Genomic DNA, 14463 nt, shown 5'->3' on the forward strand with positions numbered 1-14463 from the left:
CCACCTGCTTGGCCCTGGTCCACCGAAGAGTGCGGCCGACGCCCCCTGCCTCGCCAGGGAAGGAACAGCAGCGCTCGACCGCCACTGCCGGTGCGCGTTTGTCCCTATGGCCCACCGGCCACGACGGGGGACGCTCGGCGGGCCAGTACACCGACCCGGGAGGACGGCATGACCGAGGAGAACGACGAGGCCGTGTACCGCGTCGTGCGCAACGACGAGGAGCAGTACTCGATCTGGCGGGCCGACCGGGAACTGCCGCTCGGCTGGCACGCCGAGGGCACCGAGGGATCCCGGCAGGTTTGCCTGGACCACATCGGCCGGGTGTGGACCGACATGCGCCCGCTGAGCCTGCGCCGCCGCATGGAACAGGTGAGCTGACCGGCATGAGCGGCTACGGCGCCGGTTCGGCCGGGGTGCTCGGCACGATCGGCGGGACCCCGCTGGTCGAGCTGACCAGGTTGTTGCCCGGCAGCGGGTTCCGGGTGCACGCGAAGCTGGAGGCGGCCAATCCCGGTGGCAGCATCAAGGATCGGTCCGCTTACGCGATGCTGACCGAGGCGGTGCGCACCGGCGCGGTCGTGCCCGGCCGGTCGGTGGTGGTGGAGTCCAGTTCCGGCAACCTCGGCATCGGACTCGCCCAGGTGTGCCGGATCATGGAACTGCGCTTCCTCTGCGTGGTGGACCCGCGCACCAACCCGCAGAACATCGCGATCATGCGGGCCTACGGCGCCGAGGTGCACACCGTCACCGACCGCGATCCGGCCACCGGCGAGTACCTGCCGATGCGCCGGCGCCGGGTGCGGGAACTGCTGGCCACGCTGCCGGATGCCTACTGCCCCAACCAGTACGGCAACACCCGCAACGCCTGGGCGCACCGCGGCACCATGCGCGAGATCGTCGAGGCGCTGGACGGCGAGCTGGATTTCCTGCTGTGCACGGTGAGTTCGGCCGGGACGCTGCGCGGGTGCGCGGAGTACGCGCGGGAGCACGGGCTGGGGGTGCGGATCATCGCGGTGGACGCGGAGAGCAGCGCGATCTTCCACACCCCGGTGGGCAACCGGCTGATTCCCGGGCACGGCGCGGCGGTGCGGCCGGAGTTGTTCCGGCCGGGGCTGGCCGATGAGGTGGTGCATGTCAACGACCTGGACTGCGTGGTCGGCTGCCGCAGGCTCGCGGGGCGGGAGGCGATCCTGGCCGGCGGGTCCTCCGGCGCGGTGGTCTCGGCGCTGCACCGGCTGCGGGAGCGGATCCCGGCCGGGGCGAACTGCGCGCTGATCCTGCCCGACCGCGGTGAGCGGTACCTCGACACGATCTACGACGACGACTGGGTCGCGGCCCAGTTCGGCGACGTCACCGAACTGTGGAAGGACGACGCGATGGAGGTGGCCCGGTGCTGATCCTCGGCAACGACACGGTCCGGCGGGTGCTGGACGGGCGGGAGCTGGAGGTGCTGGCCGCGGTGCGGCAGGCCTACGTGCAGCACGCGCGGGGCGAGACCGCGTTGCCGCACTCGGTGTTCCTGCGTTTCCCGGACGACACCCGCAACCGGATCATCGGCCTGCCAGCCTATCTCGGTGGCGCGCAGGCGGTCGCCGGGATGAAGTGGATCGCCAGCTTCCCCGGCAACGTCTCCCTCGGCCTGCAACGGGCCTCGGCCGCGATCGTGCTGAACTCGATGCGCACCGGCAATCCGGTGGCACTGCTGGAGGGTTCGACCATCTCGGCCCGGCGCACCGCGGCCAGCGCAGCCCTGGCCGCGGCGACTTTGCCCGGCGCCACGCCGGATTCCGGGGTCACCCTGATCGGCTGCGGGGTGATCAACCGGGAGGTGCTGCGGTTCCTCCGGGTGGTACGGCCCGAACTGCGCGCGGTGACCGTGTTCGACCTGGACCGCGAGCGGGCGGCGGCCTTCGCCACCTGCGCCGACCCGGAGCTGACCGTCACCGTGGCCACCGACCTCGACCAGGCCCTGGCCGCGAACCGGCTGATCTCCTTCGCCACCACCGCTTCCGTGCCGCACGTGGACCTCAGCGCCTGCCACCCGGGCACGCTGGTGCTCGGCCTGTCCCTGCGCGATGTCACCATCGACGGGGTCCTGGGCGCGGTGAACATCGTCGACGACCACGATCACGTGTGCCGCGCGGCCACCTCGCTGCACCTGGCCGAACAGCACCTGGGCCACCGCGAGTTCATCACCGGCACGCTCGGCGACCTGCTCGACATCGGCACGGACCACCGGCGGGACCCGCACCGGGTGACCCTGTTCTCCCCCTTCGGTCTCGGCGTGCTCGACCTGGCCGTGTCCGCGCTGGTGCTGCGGGTCGCGCGGGAGTCCGGCCTCGGGGTGGAACTCACCGACTTCCTACCCGCCGAGGAGGCCGCCTTGAGTTCCACCGGCTGATCGCCTGCCGCACGAAGGCCCCGTCGCGACCGACGGGGCCTTTTCCTGGTGTGACAGTGAATCTCCGGAGATCAGATCAGTCCGGCGCGGACCGCGCGGGCCACCGCGTGCGAGCGGTTGCGCACCTGGAGCCGGGCCATCAGCTCGTAGATCACGTTCTTCACGGTGTGCTCGGAACAGGACAGCGAACGGGCGATCGCGGCGTTGCCGTGCCCGTCGGCCATCAGGGTCAGCACCGCGGTCTGCCGCGCGGTGAGCGTGCGGGGCGCGGTGACCACCGCGGTCTCCGGCCCGGACAGCAGCCGGGCCAGCACCTCCGAGGGCAACCGGCCGTCGCCGTGCCGGGCCGAATGCACCGCGGCGACCAACTGGTCGGTAGTGGTGCGCCCGGCGTGCAACAGCACGCTCACCCCGGTGCGCACCGCGCGCAGCACGCCCGCGGGGGCGAAGGTGTCGGCCAGCACCATCAGCCGCCGGTCCCGCCCGGACCGGACGGCCGACAACGCGGGTTCCGGCGTGGCGAGGGCGGCGTCCAGGGCCTCCTCCACCGTGCCGCCCGCCGCCAGGGTCACCGTCGCCTCCGCCGGGTCGACCGCGATACCCGCGCGGGACAACAACTCCAGCGCCCCGGCCCGGACCGTGGCGTCGGTCGCGTCCAGCCGCACCCGCAGCTGCGCCACCGCGGTCACAGCAGACCTGCCCGCAACGCGTAGGCCACCGCGTGCGCCCGGTTGCGCAGCCGGAACCGGTGCGTGATGTCGTGCACCACGCTGACCACGGTCCGCGGCGAGTAGCACAGTTCCTGGGCGATCTCCCCGGTCTCCCGCCCGTCCGCGACCAGCCGCAGCACCTCGCGTTCCCGCTCGTTCAGCGCCACCCCGCCGACCCCGGCCCGCTCGACCGGCCGGGCGCGGTGCTCCAGCAGCGAGTCGAGCAGATCCGGCGGCACCGTGCAGTCCCCGCCCGCGGCGGCCAGCACGGTGCGGGCCAGCCGGTCCGCGCTGGCCTCCCGGCGGCGCAGCAGGCCGCGGGCGCCCGCGGCGATGGCGTGCAGGGCCTCCGCGGGTCGCAGATCGGTGGCCACCAGCACCACCTCCGGCCGGTCCGGGCGGTTCCTGGTCTCCCGCACCAGGTCCAGCACGGCCTCGGCCACCGCGTCCACGATCACCACGGTCACCTCCGCCGCCTCGGCCGGGCCCGCCACGGCCACATCCGGGCAGCTGTGCAATGCACCGGTCGCGCCGGCTTCCAGCATCGGGTCCATCGCGACGACGCTGACCCGCACCGGCTCACCCATCCGGTCCCTCCTCGGTCGTGTTGCCTCCTGTTGACAAGCCAATACGTGCCCGACCGACGGCACATCGGGTCCGACCACCCACATTTCCGCCACCCACGCACCGGACCACCCACAATCTCCGCCTACCGACCGGTCGGTAGGCGGACCTGCCGCTCAAGCCACCCCGCCGACGTGGATCACGCGGTCAGCGTGGCCGGGCTGTCCGGGTAGTTGAAGACGATCAACGCCTGACCGGGGCCGCCACCGTGCAGCGCACAGGGCAGCAGCACCTGCCGGCCGGAGTCCGGGCTCCGGCCCGCCGACAATTCGACCAGCACGCTGGTCACCTGCTCGGCGGCCAGCGCGGGCCAGGCCGCTGCCGGGTCTTCCTGGTGCAGCACCAGGGGTGTGCGCAGGTGGCGACGGGCGGCCAGCTCGTGGCCGCGCCGCGCCCTCAGTCCGCCCAGCCCGGCCAGGTCAGGGTCGCCAGCTCGCGGCCGGAGGAGCCCAGATCCGGTGGCAGCTCAGGGTTGTGGCCGTGCTCCCGCAGCACCCGGTCGACCTCGGCGGCGGACTCCGGTGGCAGGCACAGGCGTCGGCGGGTGGTCTCGACCAGCTCGGCGAAGTCCCGGTGCTCGGGTTCCGAGGGTCGCCGCCAGCGGGTGAGGTGGGGGTGCACGCCGAGTTCGCCCAGTGCGGCGATCAGATCGTCGACGGTGGGACCCTCGGGGCGGGTGAGGCCGTGAAAGTGTTGCCACAGCGGGTTGAGGTCGACCAGCGGGTGCCGGGCCGCGGTCTCCAGCACCACGCTGCGCCGCGCGGCCGCGGTGAGGGCGGCGATGAACGGGGCCAGGTCGGGCACGTTGTACACCACGTTGCCGCACACCACGACATCGGCGACGCCGGCTCGCTTGGCCAGGTCCGGCCAGCGGCCGCGCAGTCCGCGGGTGGGCACGCCGAGGGAGTCCGCGCCCTCGATGCAGGCGGCGAGCAGGTCGGCGTCGGCGTCCACCGCGGTGAACTCGGTGACCAGCCCGGCGGCCAGCAGCGGCAGGCTGCTCGTCCCGGCCCCGGCGCCGATGTCCAGCAGCGAACCGGATTCGTCCAGTTCCACCCGGGCCCGGTCAAAGGTGGCCCCGGTGGGCGCGGCGAGCTGGGCGGCGGCGCGGCGGCGGAACACCTGACGCGGCAACACCCACGGCGATTCGGCGGCCCCGGCCAGCACATGCGCCGGGATGGCCCAGTCGGCGAGCTGCCGGGCCCAGCGTTCCTGTGCGGTGCTCACCGGGCAAGCATAGGGCCGGGGCCGCGGGCTCCTCGCCCCGCGGCCCCGGCCCGTTGATGCTATGCGGCCAGCGCGGGCGTGTCAGCCTTGCGCTGCTGACGCTCCAGCAGCAGGCCGAACACACTGGCCAGCACTGTCCACAGAGTGGCCAGCTGGATCAGCGAGTACAGCCGGAACTGCCAGAGCAGCGGGGCCGGGATGTCCGCCGGGATCGGGTCGTTGTTGGCGGGCAACAGGAAAACCACCAGTGCCAGCAGGACCACAGTGGACAGTCCGGTCAGCACCAGCCGGACCGAGCGGTCAAGACCCTTGCCCGCCAGGAACCGGTTGAACCACGGCGCGAGGTTGGCCAGCACCAGTCCCGCGACGATGACCGCCAGGTACAGCAGCGTGCGTTCCTCCACAGTGGACGGATCGCCGACGCCGGGCGGGTTGGCCGGGTACTTCAGGCCGGGCAGTAAGGAGATCGTCAGGAACCCGACGCCGCCCAGCAGCAACGCGCGGTCCAGGTCGGCCCGGCCGGGCAGCCGGTGGCGCAGCCGCGCGAAGGCGACCGCGAACACCAGGCCGATGGACAGCCCGATCACCACGGTGGCCAGCAGTCCGCCGACGAGCTGGGTGCCCCGGTCGAACAGCTCCTCGTGGTGGTCGCCCGCCGCGGGGTCGGCCGGGCGGGCCTCCTCCACGGCGAGTGCCGCTTCCAGGGGGATCTCGGTCAGGAAGTACTGCACCGCGGCGCCGGCCAGCCCGGCGACCACACCGGCCAGGGCGCCACGGAGCAGCGTGGATCCGAAGGTGGGAGTAGTCATCTACGCGGCCCCGTTCAGTGGCACGGAACGCCGAGCGCGTGCCGCCCGTCGTGGGCGAACTCGTGGATCAGCTCGGAGCCGTGTGCCAGCAACAGGCCGTTCTCCTGCAACAGCACGTACAGCACGATCAGCGCGGCGGCGGCGACCAGCCAGGACCAGGCTGGCACCGCGATGGCGGTCGGACGATCGGGGGACGCGGCAGATGCCGACATGTTCTCCTCCATGCCTCGTGGACGGTTCCGTACGCGCCGCAGCCGGTCTCCTGGCTCCCGGATCATGGCCACGTCTCAGGCCTTCCCAGACGGCTGAGCCGCCCAGTGACACTGTTCGAGACGGGACTTCCCCGGTCACAGTGGCGAGGACCACGCCGGATTCACACCGGCTTCCCGAACACTGCGGCCCAGTGACCGTAAGGCACCTGTCCGCAACGCAGCCAGCTCTGAACGGGTCATCAGGATCACAATCAGGTGGCGATCCGGCATAGCACGGAACTTTCGTCGCGTTCCCGCGTTCAGCAGCCGGAACCCGGGGCAGGTGTGGTGCGGGCCCGCCTCAGACGTCCGCGGCGATCCGGGTCAGCAGTTCGGCGGTGACGGGGTCGCGGGTGGCGGTGGCCGCGGTCATCGCGGCGAGCTGGTCGATCAGCCAGTCGATCAGCTCTTCGCGGCCGTGTTTGCGTTCCTGCAACCAGATCAGCAGGGTGCCCTCGACCACCGCGACCCAGCAGCGCAGGGTCAGCAGCATGAACGGGCTGGGCTCGGTGACCCCGGTGACGGTGAGGATCTCCCGCACCGCCACGTGCCGGACCTCATCGACCAGCGTGTCGGTGTCCTGGGTGGCGACCACGGATCCGCTGCGCAGCAACGCGATGTAGGCGGTGGCGTAGGTGTCGGCGACGTCGACGAACACCCCGAGGGAGTGCCGGAGCTGGTCGATCAGGGTGCCGGGCTCGCGCCGGGTCAGCCGGTCCACCAGCTCGTCCACCGCGGTGCGCAGCGCGGCCACGTGCACCTCGCGCAGGCTGCCGAAGTAGCGGTAGAACAGCGCTCTGGACACCTCGGCGTGGGTGATGATGTCCTCGATCGACACCAGTTCCGGCGCCCGGCTGCTGTACAGCTCCAGTGCCGCGCCGATGAGGTCCTCGCGGCGTTCGGCCGGGGACATCCGGCGTTTGCGCCGGGGCGGGCTGCTCGTCTCGGTCAGTTCAGTCATGTCCGGTTCATCATCACAGATCCAGCGCGAGCCGGGTGCGTGCGCGGGTCACGCAGATGCGCGCCTGGTCCGGTTCGTCGGCCGGATGGGCGCGGTCCGGTTCGCCCTCGAGCACCCGGACCCGGCAGGTGCCACAGAATCCCTGCTGGCAGGAGTAGCCGATATCGGGCAGCACGGCGCGGATCGCGGTGAGCGCGGAGACCTCGGCGGGCACCGGCACGGTGACGCCGGTGCGGCGCAGCTCGACCTCGAACGGCGCGCCGCCCAGGACCGGCGGTGGGCTGAAGCGTTCGCTGTAGAGCGGCCGGGTCACCGGAACGGCCTGCTTGACCGCGGCGAGCATGGGGGGCGGGCCGCAGCAGTAGAGCACCGAGTCGCCGGGGTCGACCAGGTCCGCCGCGGTGGGCGGGCCGCCGTGCTCGTCGTCGGCGTGCACCCGCACCCGGTCGCCGTAACCGGCCAGCTCGGCCAGGAACGGCAGGCTCGCTCGCGACCGTCCACTGTAGACAAGACGCCAGTCCGCGCCCGCCCTGGCCGCGGCGTGCACCATCGGCAGGATCGGGGTGATCCCGATGCCACCGGCCAGGAACAGGTAGCGCGGGGCGCGGACGAACGGGAAGGCGTTGCGCGGCCCGCGGATGCCCAGTTCGTCCCCGGCGCGCAGTTCGTGCACCTCCCGAGATCCGCCGCCGCCCCCGGCGATCCGGCGCACCGCGATCCGATAGCCTACCGAACGGTCGGTAGGGTCCCCGCACAGCGAGTACTGCCGTCGCTTGCCCGAGGGCAGGTGGAGGTCCAGGTGGTGGCCGGGCTGCCAGGCGGGCAGCGGGGTCCGGCCGGCGGCCACCAGGCGCAGGCTCACCACGTCCTCGGCCTCGGCCCTGACCTCGGCGATCCGCACCCGCCGCGGCGGCTCGGGCGGCCCCTCGGCGGCCCCGCCGCGGCGCAACAGCCGGATGTAGGTGTCCATCGCGCGCGCCGCCCAGCCGACCAGTCGGTCGGGACCGGCGCCAATGGGGTGCGGCGGGGTGTCCTGGCGGGTCATCAGTGCCCCGCGGCCCTGGCCGCGGGCGAGGTGGCCAGGTAGGCCACGGCCCGTGCGGTGGAGCCCTCCTGGGAGGGGTGGTAGGAGCGGCGCAGGAAGGTGGACAGCTTGCGCAGCAACGAGCCGTAGCCGGGCAGCAGGCCGCGCCGGGCGCTGCGCGGCACATCCCGCCAGTGCGGCCGGACCTGCCCGCGCAGCACCGGGTCGGCCTGCATCAGGTAGCGCAGGCCACGCACCCAGCACAGCACCAGCGCGGGCCCGACGACCGCCATCGCACGCAGTCGCCGCGGGTAGCTGCCGTCGATGTGCTGGTACAGGTCGAAGGCGACCGAGCGGTGCTCGACCTCCTCGGCGCCATGCCAGCGCAGCAGGTCCAGCATGGTCGGATCGATGCCTGCCCGGTCCAGGCCGCGGGCGTCCAGGACCCACTGCCCGAGGAAGGCGGTGACGTGCTCCACCGCGGCCACGTAGGCCAGCCGTTCGATCAGCCAGGCCCGCTGCCCGCGTGCGTCCAGGTCCCGGTCGCCGAGGATCCGGGCGAAGATCCACTCCACCTGCCGCACGTACGGATCGGGGTCGATCCCCTGTTCCCGCAGGTGTTCCTGGGCACCCTGGTGCGATTCGGCGTGCACCGCCTCCTGCCCGACGAAGCCGATCACCTGCTCGCGCAGTTCGGCGTCCCGGATCAGCGGCAGCGCCTGTTGGAAGACCCGGACGAACCAGCGTTCGCCCTCGGGCAGCAGCAGGTGCGTGACGTTGAGGATGTGGGTGGTGAACGGTTCCCCCGGCACCCAGTGCAGCGGGGTGTTCGACCAGTCGAAGTGCACGTCTCGCGGGGTGAGGACCAGCCGGTCGGGTTGCTCGTGGCTCATCGGATGCTCCGGTGATCAGTGTTCCGGTGGATCAGTGCGGGGTGAGGTCGTAGCGGGCGGCGGCGCGCAGCAGACCGGGGGTGAGCCGGGAGAGCAGCAGGCCGGCGTGCGCCTCGGGGGTCACCGGCGCGATCGGCTTGTCCTGGTGCACGGCGAGCAGGATCGCCCGCGCGACCCGCGAGGGCGGGTAGTTCCGCTTGCGGTACAAGGCGGAGGTACTGGCGCGGGCCTGTTCCTGCTCGCGGTCGTCCAGGCCGACGAACCGGGTGCTGCGGGTGATGTTGGTGTTGACGATGCCGGGGCAGACCGCGGTGACGCCGATCCGGTGCGGGGCGAGTTCGGCGCGCAGGCACTGGGTCAGGGTGAGCACCGCGGACTTGGTGGTGGCGTAGGCGGGCAGGGTGCGCGAGTGCAGGTAGGCCGCGGCGGAGGCGATGTTGACCAGGTGCCCGCCCTCGCCTCTGTCGACCAGTTGGTCGGCGAAGATGCGGGAGCCGTGGATGACGCCCCACAGGTTGACGTCGATGACCCGCTGCCAATCCTCGGTACTGGTGTCCAGTAGCGCCCCGGCCATGCCGATCCCGGCGTTGTTGATCACCACGTCGGGCACGCCGCGGGTGCGCCGGACCTCCTCAGCGAAGGCGATCATGGCTTTCTCGTCGGCCACGTCCACGGTGTGCGCGCTCGCGCTGATCCCGAACAGCCCGGCCAGTTCGGCGGTGCGCGCGGCCGACTCACCGTCCACATCGGAGACCACCACGTCGGCGCCGTGTTCGGCGAAGGCCAGCGCGGTCTCCCGGCCGATGCCACTGCCCGCGCCGGTGACCAGCACCAGGTGGTCGGCCCAGCGCTGTTTGGGCCGCAGCGGGCGGATCCGGCGCAGCACCCGGGTTTCCGGCGCGCCGTCGAGGTGCTCGGCGAACTCGGTGACGCAGCGGGCGATGACCTCCGGGCGGCTGCGCGGCAGCCAGTGCCCGCCGGCGATCCGGCGTACCCGCAGATCACTGGCCCAGCGCGCGATGTCGGTCTGCACCGAGGTGCTGACGAAAGGATCACGGGTCGGGGCGAGCACCTGCACCGGCAGGTCGGTATGCCGCTGGACCGGCTTGGCGAAGCGCGGGCCCATGTTGGCGCGGTAGAGCTGGAGACCGTGCACGCCGTCGGCGGTGGCGGGCGGCGGCAGGGCCACGCCGTCGCCGAGCTTGACCAGGCGGCCCATCACCTTGGGCAGCACGCCGGTGCGCCAGGCGAGTTCGGGCAGGAACGGGAGCTGGAAGAAGCCGATGTAGCCGGAGAACACCAGCTGCTGCACCAGTTCACGCAGTCGCCGCGGGCTGGGCCTGCGGATCCGCTCGCGGATCCAGTGACCCGCGTGGTCCAGGCAGGGGCCGGAAATCGAGGTGTAGGAACGGAACCGCGACTTCAGTTCCGGGTCGGTCACGGCGTGCCAGGCCTGGATCGAGCCCCAGTCGTGCGCGAGCAGATGCACCGGCTGATCCGGGCTGACCGCGTCGAGCACCGCGGTCAGGTCCGCGGTGAGCCGGTCGAGCAGATAATCCTTACGTGCCTTGGGTTTGTCCGACGCACCCGCGCCGCGCACGTCGTAGGCGACGACGTGGAAGCGCTCGGCGAGCCGGATCGCGACGTCGGTCCACACCGAACTGTCGTCCGGATATCCGTGTACACACAGGACGGTCGGCGCGGCCGGGTCGCCCCATTCGCGCACGGCGAGCTGGACCCCGTCTCCTTGGACGAACCGTGTCATCGGGTTTCCGCCTTCCCCTGCCAGTGCCGGACGTGCGGGAGGTCGTCGTCGAGCCAGTACGCGTCGGTGTCGGTGACCACCAGGATCTCCTCGAACTTCACGCCCACCCCGCGGAAACCGATGTGCGGTTCCACCGCCCACAGGCCGGGAGTGGCGGGGTGGTTGGAGATCTCACCGTTGGCCCACAGCGGGGAACGGTGGTGCAGCCGCTCGACCAGCAGGTCCCCGAACAGGGTTTGCAGGGAGCGGACGCCGAACCCGGCCACGATGAACTTCGGCAGCCGCGAGGTGACCTTGCCGACCTGGTGCGCGATCACCCGGCCCGGGTAGACGCGGTGCCGGTTGTCGTAGCCCTGTTCGCCGATCAGCGCGTCGACCGCGCGGTAGATGTCGCGCAGGGTGTGCCCGGCGCGGACCTGCTCGACGATCAGCGCGCGGTAGGCGGCCAGGTCGTCACGGAGTCGCTCGAAGATCGGGTTGTGGCCGAGGCAGCCCGCGTAGCCGATGTCGGCGACGTAGCCGTCCCGCACCGGGGCGCAGTCCAGGATGAACGGCATGTTCGCCGACAGCCGCCGGTTGCTGGGGAAGAACTGGGTGGGCACCCGGAAACCGCGGAAGGCGGTGCGGTCGCCGAACCAGGCGAACGGGGTGTGGAACCAGTCCTGCACACCGCGTTCGGTGAGCCAGTCGCGCAACCGCCGCGCGGCCGCGCGCTCGGTCACCCCCGGTTCCAGGGTGGCCGCGACGGCCTGGGCGCCCACGTAGGCGAGCTGTTGCAGCTCCCGGAACCCGGTCAGGTCGGCTGTCTCCAGCACCCCGTTGTGAGACATGATGTCATGTTAGACATTCTGTCAATAGTGCTCGCCTACCGACCGGACGGTAGGCGAGCGAACGCCGGGTCAGAGCGGGGACGGGTCGTCCATCAGCCCCAGGTCCGGCGGCACCAGCGTGGTGGAGAGCACCAGTTCACGCAGCAGGTTGTCGTTGAGCGCGTTGCCCACCGGTTCCCCCACCTCGGCCTTGGTCAGCCCGGCCACTCCCCCGGCGGACAACCGCGCCCGCACCTCGGTGACCATGTGCTCGACCCGCTTGAGCGTCCAGCCGGCCCTGGGCTGCAGGGTGGCCAGCACCTCCGCGGTGTGCTGCCGGGACATCGGCTGCGGCCGGGCGTCGTGCAGCAGGTAACGCTGCCCGAGCACGACCAGCATCAGCTTCTCCGCCGGCCGCAGCACCCAGGTGCGCGGCGGCCGGGTCGGCTCACCGTGTTTGGGCGCGGGCCTGCCGCCGTCGGCACCGGCCACATAGACCTCCAGGAGGTGTTCCCGGTTGCGCGCGCCGCGGATGAACAGCGGGGTGTAGCCCTCGGTCAGCGGGACCTCGTCCTCCCCGCCGCACAGCAGCAGCGCGCCGGGGAACCGGATCGGCAACCGGCCGGTGTTGCCCACCCACCACTGGCCGGACCGCCTGGTCAGCACCCCGTGCCGCCTGCTCACCTGGACGTCGTCCTCACCGACGCAGACGTCCACGTCCGGCCGGTTGCGACCAAAACTGACCTGGCGGCCGTCGAACGGCGACATCCGCACGCCACCGGTGACGGTCAGCGCGTACACCTCGCCCGGCTCGGCGCGCTCGACGCCGTGCGCCAGGCTGCGGTGCTTGCGGGGCAGCAGCGCGCTGCCCGGCTGGGGTGCGGTCATTCCGGCCTCCTCGTCCATGCTCGGGCCAGTGTCCAACCGACCGGTCGGGATCCCTCCCATCTCCGTCCGCGACGCGGGCTAGGGCGAGAGCCGGGCCGCCACCTGCCGGGCGACCGCGGTCACCGCCTCGCAGAGTTGCTCACCAGGCACGTCGTCGCGGATCACCACTCGCACCAGTTCGACCATCTGTTTGGCGTTCAGGTCGAGGTAGGGGCGGTGCACGATGGACACATCGCAGGTCCCCTTGCCGAAGCCGTCCGCGTCGACGTAGGCGGTGTGGCCGCTGAGGGTGAGCTTCGTGCCGTCCAGTCCGGTGGGCTGGTTGCGGTCGAAGATCACGGTCAGCTTCCGGCGGACCCGTTCCCAGTCGCATTCCCAGTTGCCGAACCCGGGGTCGGCGGCGGTGGGCCCGCCGACCGCGGCCGCGGCCTCGGCTTCGGTGACCAGCGCGCAGGCTTCCAGGCGGATCAACGCATCCGGCGCGGGGTCCTGGTCGCGTCGCGGGATCTTGCCGCCGCCCAGCACGATCATCGCGCCGCTGGTGACCGCGTCGGCCATCGCGCAGAGCTGGGCTGGTTTGCCGTCAACGTGTTTGGCGCTGACCAGGACCCGGTTGCCGTCGTTGAGCCGGAGGGTGCGGCGGCACTGGCCGTCCTGTTCCGGGGCGCGGTCGATCGCGATGGCGGTGGCGGTGATCTCGGTCGGCGCGTTGTCGGCGCGGGTCTCCAGTTCGACCCGGACGTCGGCCTCGTCGTCCTCCTGCTCGCTGAGCTTGACCAGCACGTCGCACCGGTTGAAGTTGCCGTAGTCCGGGTCCAGCGTGGCCTGCCCGAACCGGCTCAGTGAGGCGGGATCGGTCAGTTTGCACGGGTCCGCGGTGCGCTGATCGCCGGTGATCGAGTCCGGGCTACTGGGGATAACCCACCACACCAGCGTCGCCGCGACCAGCCCGAGCGCCACCGCGGCCGCGCCCAGTGCCAGGCCCTTGCGCCTGCGCCGCACCGAGGGCGGGATCCGGATGGTGGCCTCGCTGCCGTTGGCCACCTGGCTCAGCATCGCCTCGGCCTCGGCGGCACTCGGCCGGTCGCCGGGTCGCTTGCGCAGCAACGCTTCCAGCACCGGACCGAGCGATCCGGCCTGACGCTGCGGCTCGATCTGGTAGCCGGCCGCGCGGTGCACCTGGCCGTACGGGCTGACCGTGTTCCGGCCCCACGGCGAAACACCCTCCACGGCCGCGAACAGCGTGGCGCCCAAGGAGAAGACGTCCGCGGCGGCCTCGCCCGCCTCGCCCCTGGCGACCTCGGGGGCGAGGAAGCCGGGGGTGCCGTCCAGGCTGCCGCTGCCGGTGCGGGTCTCCTCGGTCCAGCGCGCGATGCCCAGGTCGGTCAGCTTCGCCACGCCCCGCTCGGTGACCAGGACGTTGCTGGGCTTGACATCCCGGTGCACCAGGCCGGCCTCGTGCATGGCGGTCAGCGCGGCGGCGAGTTGCAGGCCGATCCGGGCGACCTGCTCGGGCGGCAGCGCGCCGTCGGCCTCGATCAGCTCGTCGAGGTTGCGGGCGTTGAGGTATTCCATGACCAGCCAACGGTCTTCGCCGTCGAGCAGCACGTCGAAGACGGTGATCACGTTGGGGTGGTTGAGCCCGGCGCCCAGCCGGGCCTCGCGCCGGGTCTGGCTGCCCCCGTGCTCGCCGTCAGTGGCATGCGATCGCTTGAGCGCCACCGTGCGGTCCAGCTCCAGGTCGGTGGCCCGCCAGACGACGCCCATGCCCCCGGCGCCTAACCGCTCCTCCAGACGATAACGCTCAGCAATCAACTGCCTACTGCGTATGCGCACAGTGTAGGGAGGCTGGGGCGAGTCCCGGCCCCGGGTCACCCGATTCACTCAGCACCGCTACCGACCGACCGGTAGGTGCGGCCGCGCGCCGAACCGCTCTGGACAACCGAGGTCCGGGAACCTTCCCGGCGCCCGGCCCTAAGCACCTGGCCAGAAGTCTTGTCCGAAACCTTCGGGTAGCCAGGGGCTGGTCCAAGGGGCGGCAGTGGTGAGGTGCTGCTCGGTGGTTCGGCTGCGGAAGTAGGCGTGGGTCTGGCGGAGGCGG

16 protein-coding genes, 1 pseudogene and 1 riboswitch are annotated in these 14463 nt (G+C 72.0%); of the genes and pseudogenes, 3 read left to right on the forward strand and 14 right to left on the reverse strand.

The genetic code is table 11. From position 1 onward, the window contains the following. Positions 1-168: 168 nt before the first annotated feature. From ACTOWY_RS17650 to sbnB, 3 genes are read left to right on the forward strand one after another with little or no spacing between them, the layout of a single operon-like run. Positions 169-378, forward strand: coding sequence for an MbtH family protein (locus tag ACTOWY_RS17650; protein WP_441310716.1), 210 nt, complete (start codon positions 169-171; stop codon positions 376-378). Positions 379-383: 5 nt separating this feature from the next. Next, a complete protein-coding gene (gene sbnA, locus ACTOWY_RS17655; RefSeq protein WP_441310717.1) occupies positions 384-1397 on the forward strand; it encodes a 2,3-diaminopropionate biosynthesis protein SbnA in 1014 nt (337 codons plus the stop codon). After that, positions 1391-2401, forward strand: a complete 1011-nt coding sequence (gene sbnB, locus ACTOWY_RS17660; protein WP_441310718.1) for a 2,3-diaminopropionate biosynthesis protein SbnB — start codon at positions 1391-1393, stop codon at positions 2399-2401. The genes sbnA and sbnB overlap by 7 nt, the downstream gene beginning before the upstream one ends. A 71-nt stretch (positions 2402-2472) precedes the next feature. Here the strand turns inward: sbnB and ACTOWY_RS17665 are convergent, their stop codons facing one another. The 14 genes and pseudogenes from ACTOWY_RS17665 to ACTOWY_RS17730 all read right to left on the reverse strand — a co-directional run. After that, the gene (locus tag ACTOWY_RS17665; RefSeq protein WP_441310719.1) at positions 2473-3090 is read right to left on the reverse strand and encodes a response regulator transcription factor; all 618 of its coding nucleotides are present in this window, start codon (positions 3088-3090) and stop codon (positions 2473-2475) included. Next, on the reverse strand, positions 3087-3698 hold the full coding sequence (locus ACTOWY_RS17670; protein ID WP_441310720.1) for a response regulator transcription factor: 612 nt from the start codon (positions 3696-3698) through the stop codon (positions 3087-3089). The genes ACTOWY_RS17665 and ACTOWY_RS17670 overlap by 4 nt, the downstream gene beginning before the upstream one ends. A 176-nt stretch (positions 3699-3874) precedes the next feature. Further along, on the reverse strand, positions 3875-4078 hold the full coding sequence (locus tag ACTOWY_RS17675) for a hypothetical protein (RefSeq protein WP_441310721.1): 204 nt from the start codon (positions 4076-4078) through the stop codon (positions 3875-3877). Positions 4079-4131: 53 nt separating this feature from the next. Next, positions 4132-4962 (reverse strand): class I SAM-dependent methyltransferase, encoded by an 831-nt coding sequence (locus ACTOWY_RS17680; protein WP_441310722.1) that lies wholly within the window; start codon positions 4960-4962, stop codon positions 4132-4134. A 59-nt stretch (positions 4963-5021) separates the two neighbouring features. Further along, a complete protein-coding gene (locus tag ACTOWY_RS17685) occupies positions 5022-5771 on the reverse strand; it encodes a CbtA family protein (RefSeq protein ID WP_441310723.1) in 750 nt (249 codons plus the stop codon). Between the two features lie 14 nt (positions 5772-5785). Beyond that, positions 5786-5983: a CbtB domain-containing protein gene (locus ACTOWY_RS17690; RefSeq protein WP_441310724.1), complete on the reverse strand. Its 198-nt coding sequence runs from the start codon at positions 5981-5983 to the stop codon at positions 5786-5788. Between the two features lie 23 nt (positions 5984-6006). After that, positions 6007-6184: riboswitch (cobalamin riboswitch) on the reverse strand. 139 nt (positions 6185-6323) lie between these two features. Continuing rightward, positions 6324-6935, reverse strand: coding sequence for a TetR/AcrR family transcriptional regulator (locus tag ACTOWY_RS17695; RefSeq protein WP_441310736.1), 612 nt, complete (start codon positions 6933-6935; stop codon positions 6324-6326). Positions 6936-6996: 61 nt separating this feature from the next. Continuing rightward, positions 6997-8028, reverse strand: coding sequence for a PDR/VanB family oxidoreductase (locus ACTOWY_RS17700; protein ID WP_441310725.1), 1032 nt, complete (start codon positions 8026-8028; stop codon positions 6997-6999). Then, a complete protein-coding gene (locus ACTOWY_RS17705) occupies positions 8028-8900 on the reverse strand; it encodes a metal-dependent hydrolase (protein ID WP_441310726.1) in 873 nt (290 codons plus the stop codon). The genes ACTOWY_RS17700 and ACTOWY_RS17705 overlap by 1 nt, the downstream gene beginning before the upstream one ends. A 31-nt stretch (positions 8901-8931) precedes the next feature. Then, on the reverse strand, positions 8932-10665 hold the full coding sequence (locus ACTOWY_RS17710; RefSeq protein WP_441310727.1) for an SDR family oxidoreductase: 1734 nt from the start codon (positions 10663-10665) through the stop codon (positions 8932-8934). Further along, entirely contained in the window at positions 10662-11495 is an 834-nt protein-coding gene (locus tag ACTOWY_RS17715) for a M24 family metallopeptidase (protein ID WP_441310728.1), read from the reverse strand. The genes ACTOWY_RS17710 and ACTOWY_RS17715 overlap by 4 nt, the downstream gene beginning before the upstream one ends. A gap of 69 nt (positions 11496-11564) precedes the next feature. Beyond that, the gene (locus ACTOWY_RS17720) at positions 11565-12362 is read right to left on the reverse strand and encodes an FHA domain-containing protein (protein WP_441310729.1); all 798 of its coding nucleotides are present in this window, start codon (positions 12360-12362) and stop codon (positions 11565-11567) included. Positions 12363-12440: 78 nt separating this feature from the next. Beyond that, positions 12441-14246 (reverse strand): serine/threonine-protein kinase, encoded by a 1806-nt coding sequence (locus ACTOWY_RS17725; RefSeq protein ID WP_441310730.1) that lies wholly within the window; start codon positions 14244-14246, stop codon positions 12441-12443. A gap of 90 nt (positions 14247-14336) precedes the next feature. Further along, a pseudogene (locus ACTOWY_RS17730) lies at positions 14337-14463 on the reverse strand (IS630 family transposase); the annotation flags it as partial.

The organism is Crossiella sp. CA198 (genome assembly GCF_052078295.1).
GTDB lineage: Bacteria > Actinomycetota > Actinomycetes > Mycobacteriales > Pseudonocardiaceae > Crossiella.

Bases quoted from the DNA above. Each gene is read 5' to 3' on its own strand.
- ACTOWY_RS17670 (WP_441310720.1), bottom strand. From the start codon at position 3,698: ATGGGTGAGCCGGTGCGGGTCAGCGTCGTCGCGATGGACCCGATGCTG.
- ACTOWY_RS17715 (WP_441310728.1), bottom strand. From the start codon at position 11,495: ATGTCTCACAACGGGGTGCTGGAGACAGCCGACCTGACCGGGTTCCGG.
- ACTOWY_RS17700 (WP_441310725.1), bottom strand. From the start codon at position 8,028: ATGACCCGCCAGGACACCCCGCCGCACCCCATTGGCGCCGGTCCCGAC.
- ACTOWY_RS17690 (WP_441310724.1), bottom strand. From the start codon at position 5,983: ATGTCGGCATCTGCCGCGTCCCCCGATCGTCCGACCGCCATCGCGGTG.
- ACTOWY_RS17695 (WP_441310736.1), bottom strand. From the start codon at position 6,935: ATGTCCCCGGCCGAACGCCGCGAGGACCTCATCGGCGCGGCACTGGAG.
- ACTOWY_RS17685 (WP_441310723.1), bottom strand. From the start codon at position 5,771: ATGACTACTCCCACCTTCGGATCCACGCTGCTCCGTGGCGCCCTGGCC.
- ACTOWY_RS17720 (WP_441310729.1), bottom strand. From the start codon at position 12,362: ATGACCGCACCCCAGCCGGGCAGCGCGCTGCTGCCCCGCAAGCACCGC.
- sbnA (WP_441310717.1), top strand. From the start codon at position 384: ATGAGCGGCTACGGCGCCGGTTCGGCCGGGGTGCTCGGCACGATCGGC.
- ACTOWY_RS17705 (WP_441310726.1), bottom strand. From the start codon at position 8,900: ATGAGCCACGAGCAACCCGACCGGCTGGTCCTCACCCCGCGAGACGTG.
- ACTOWY_RS17650 (WP_441310716.1), top strand. From the start codon at position 169: ATGACCGAGGAGAACGACGAGGCCGTGTACCGCGTCGTGCGCAACGAC.
- ACTOWY_RS17710 (WP_441310727.1), bottom strand. From the start codon at position 10,665: ATGACACGGTTCGTCCAAGGAGACGGGGTCCAGCTCGCCGTGCGCGAA.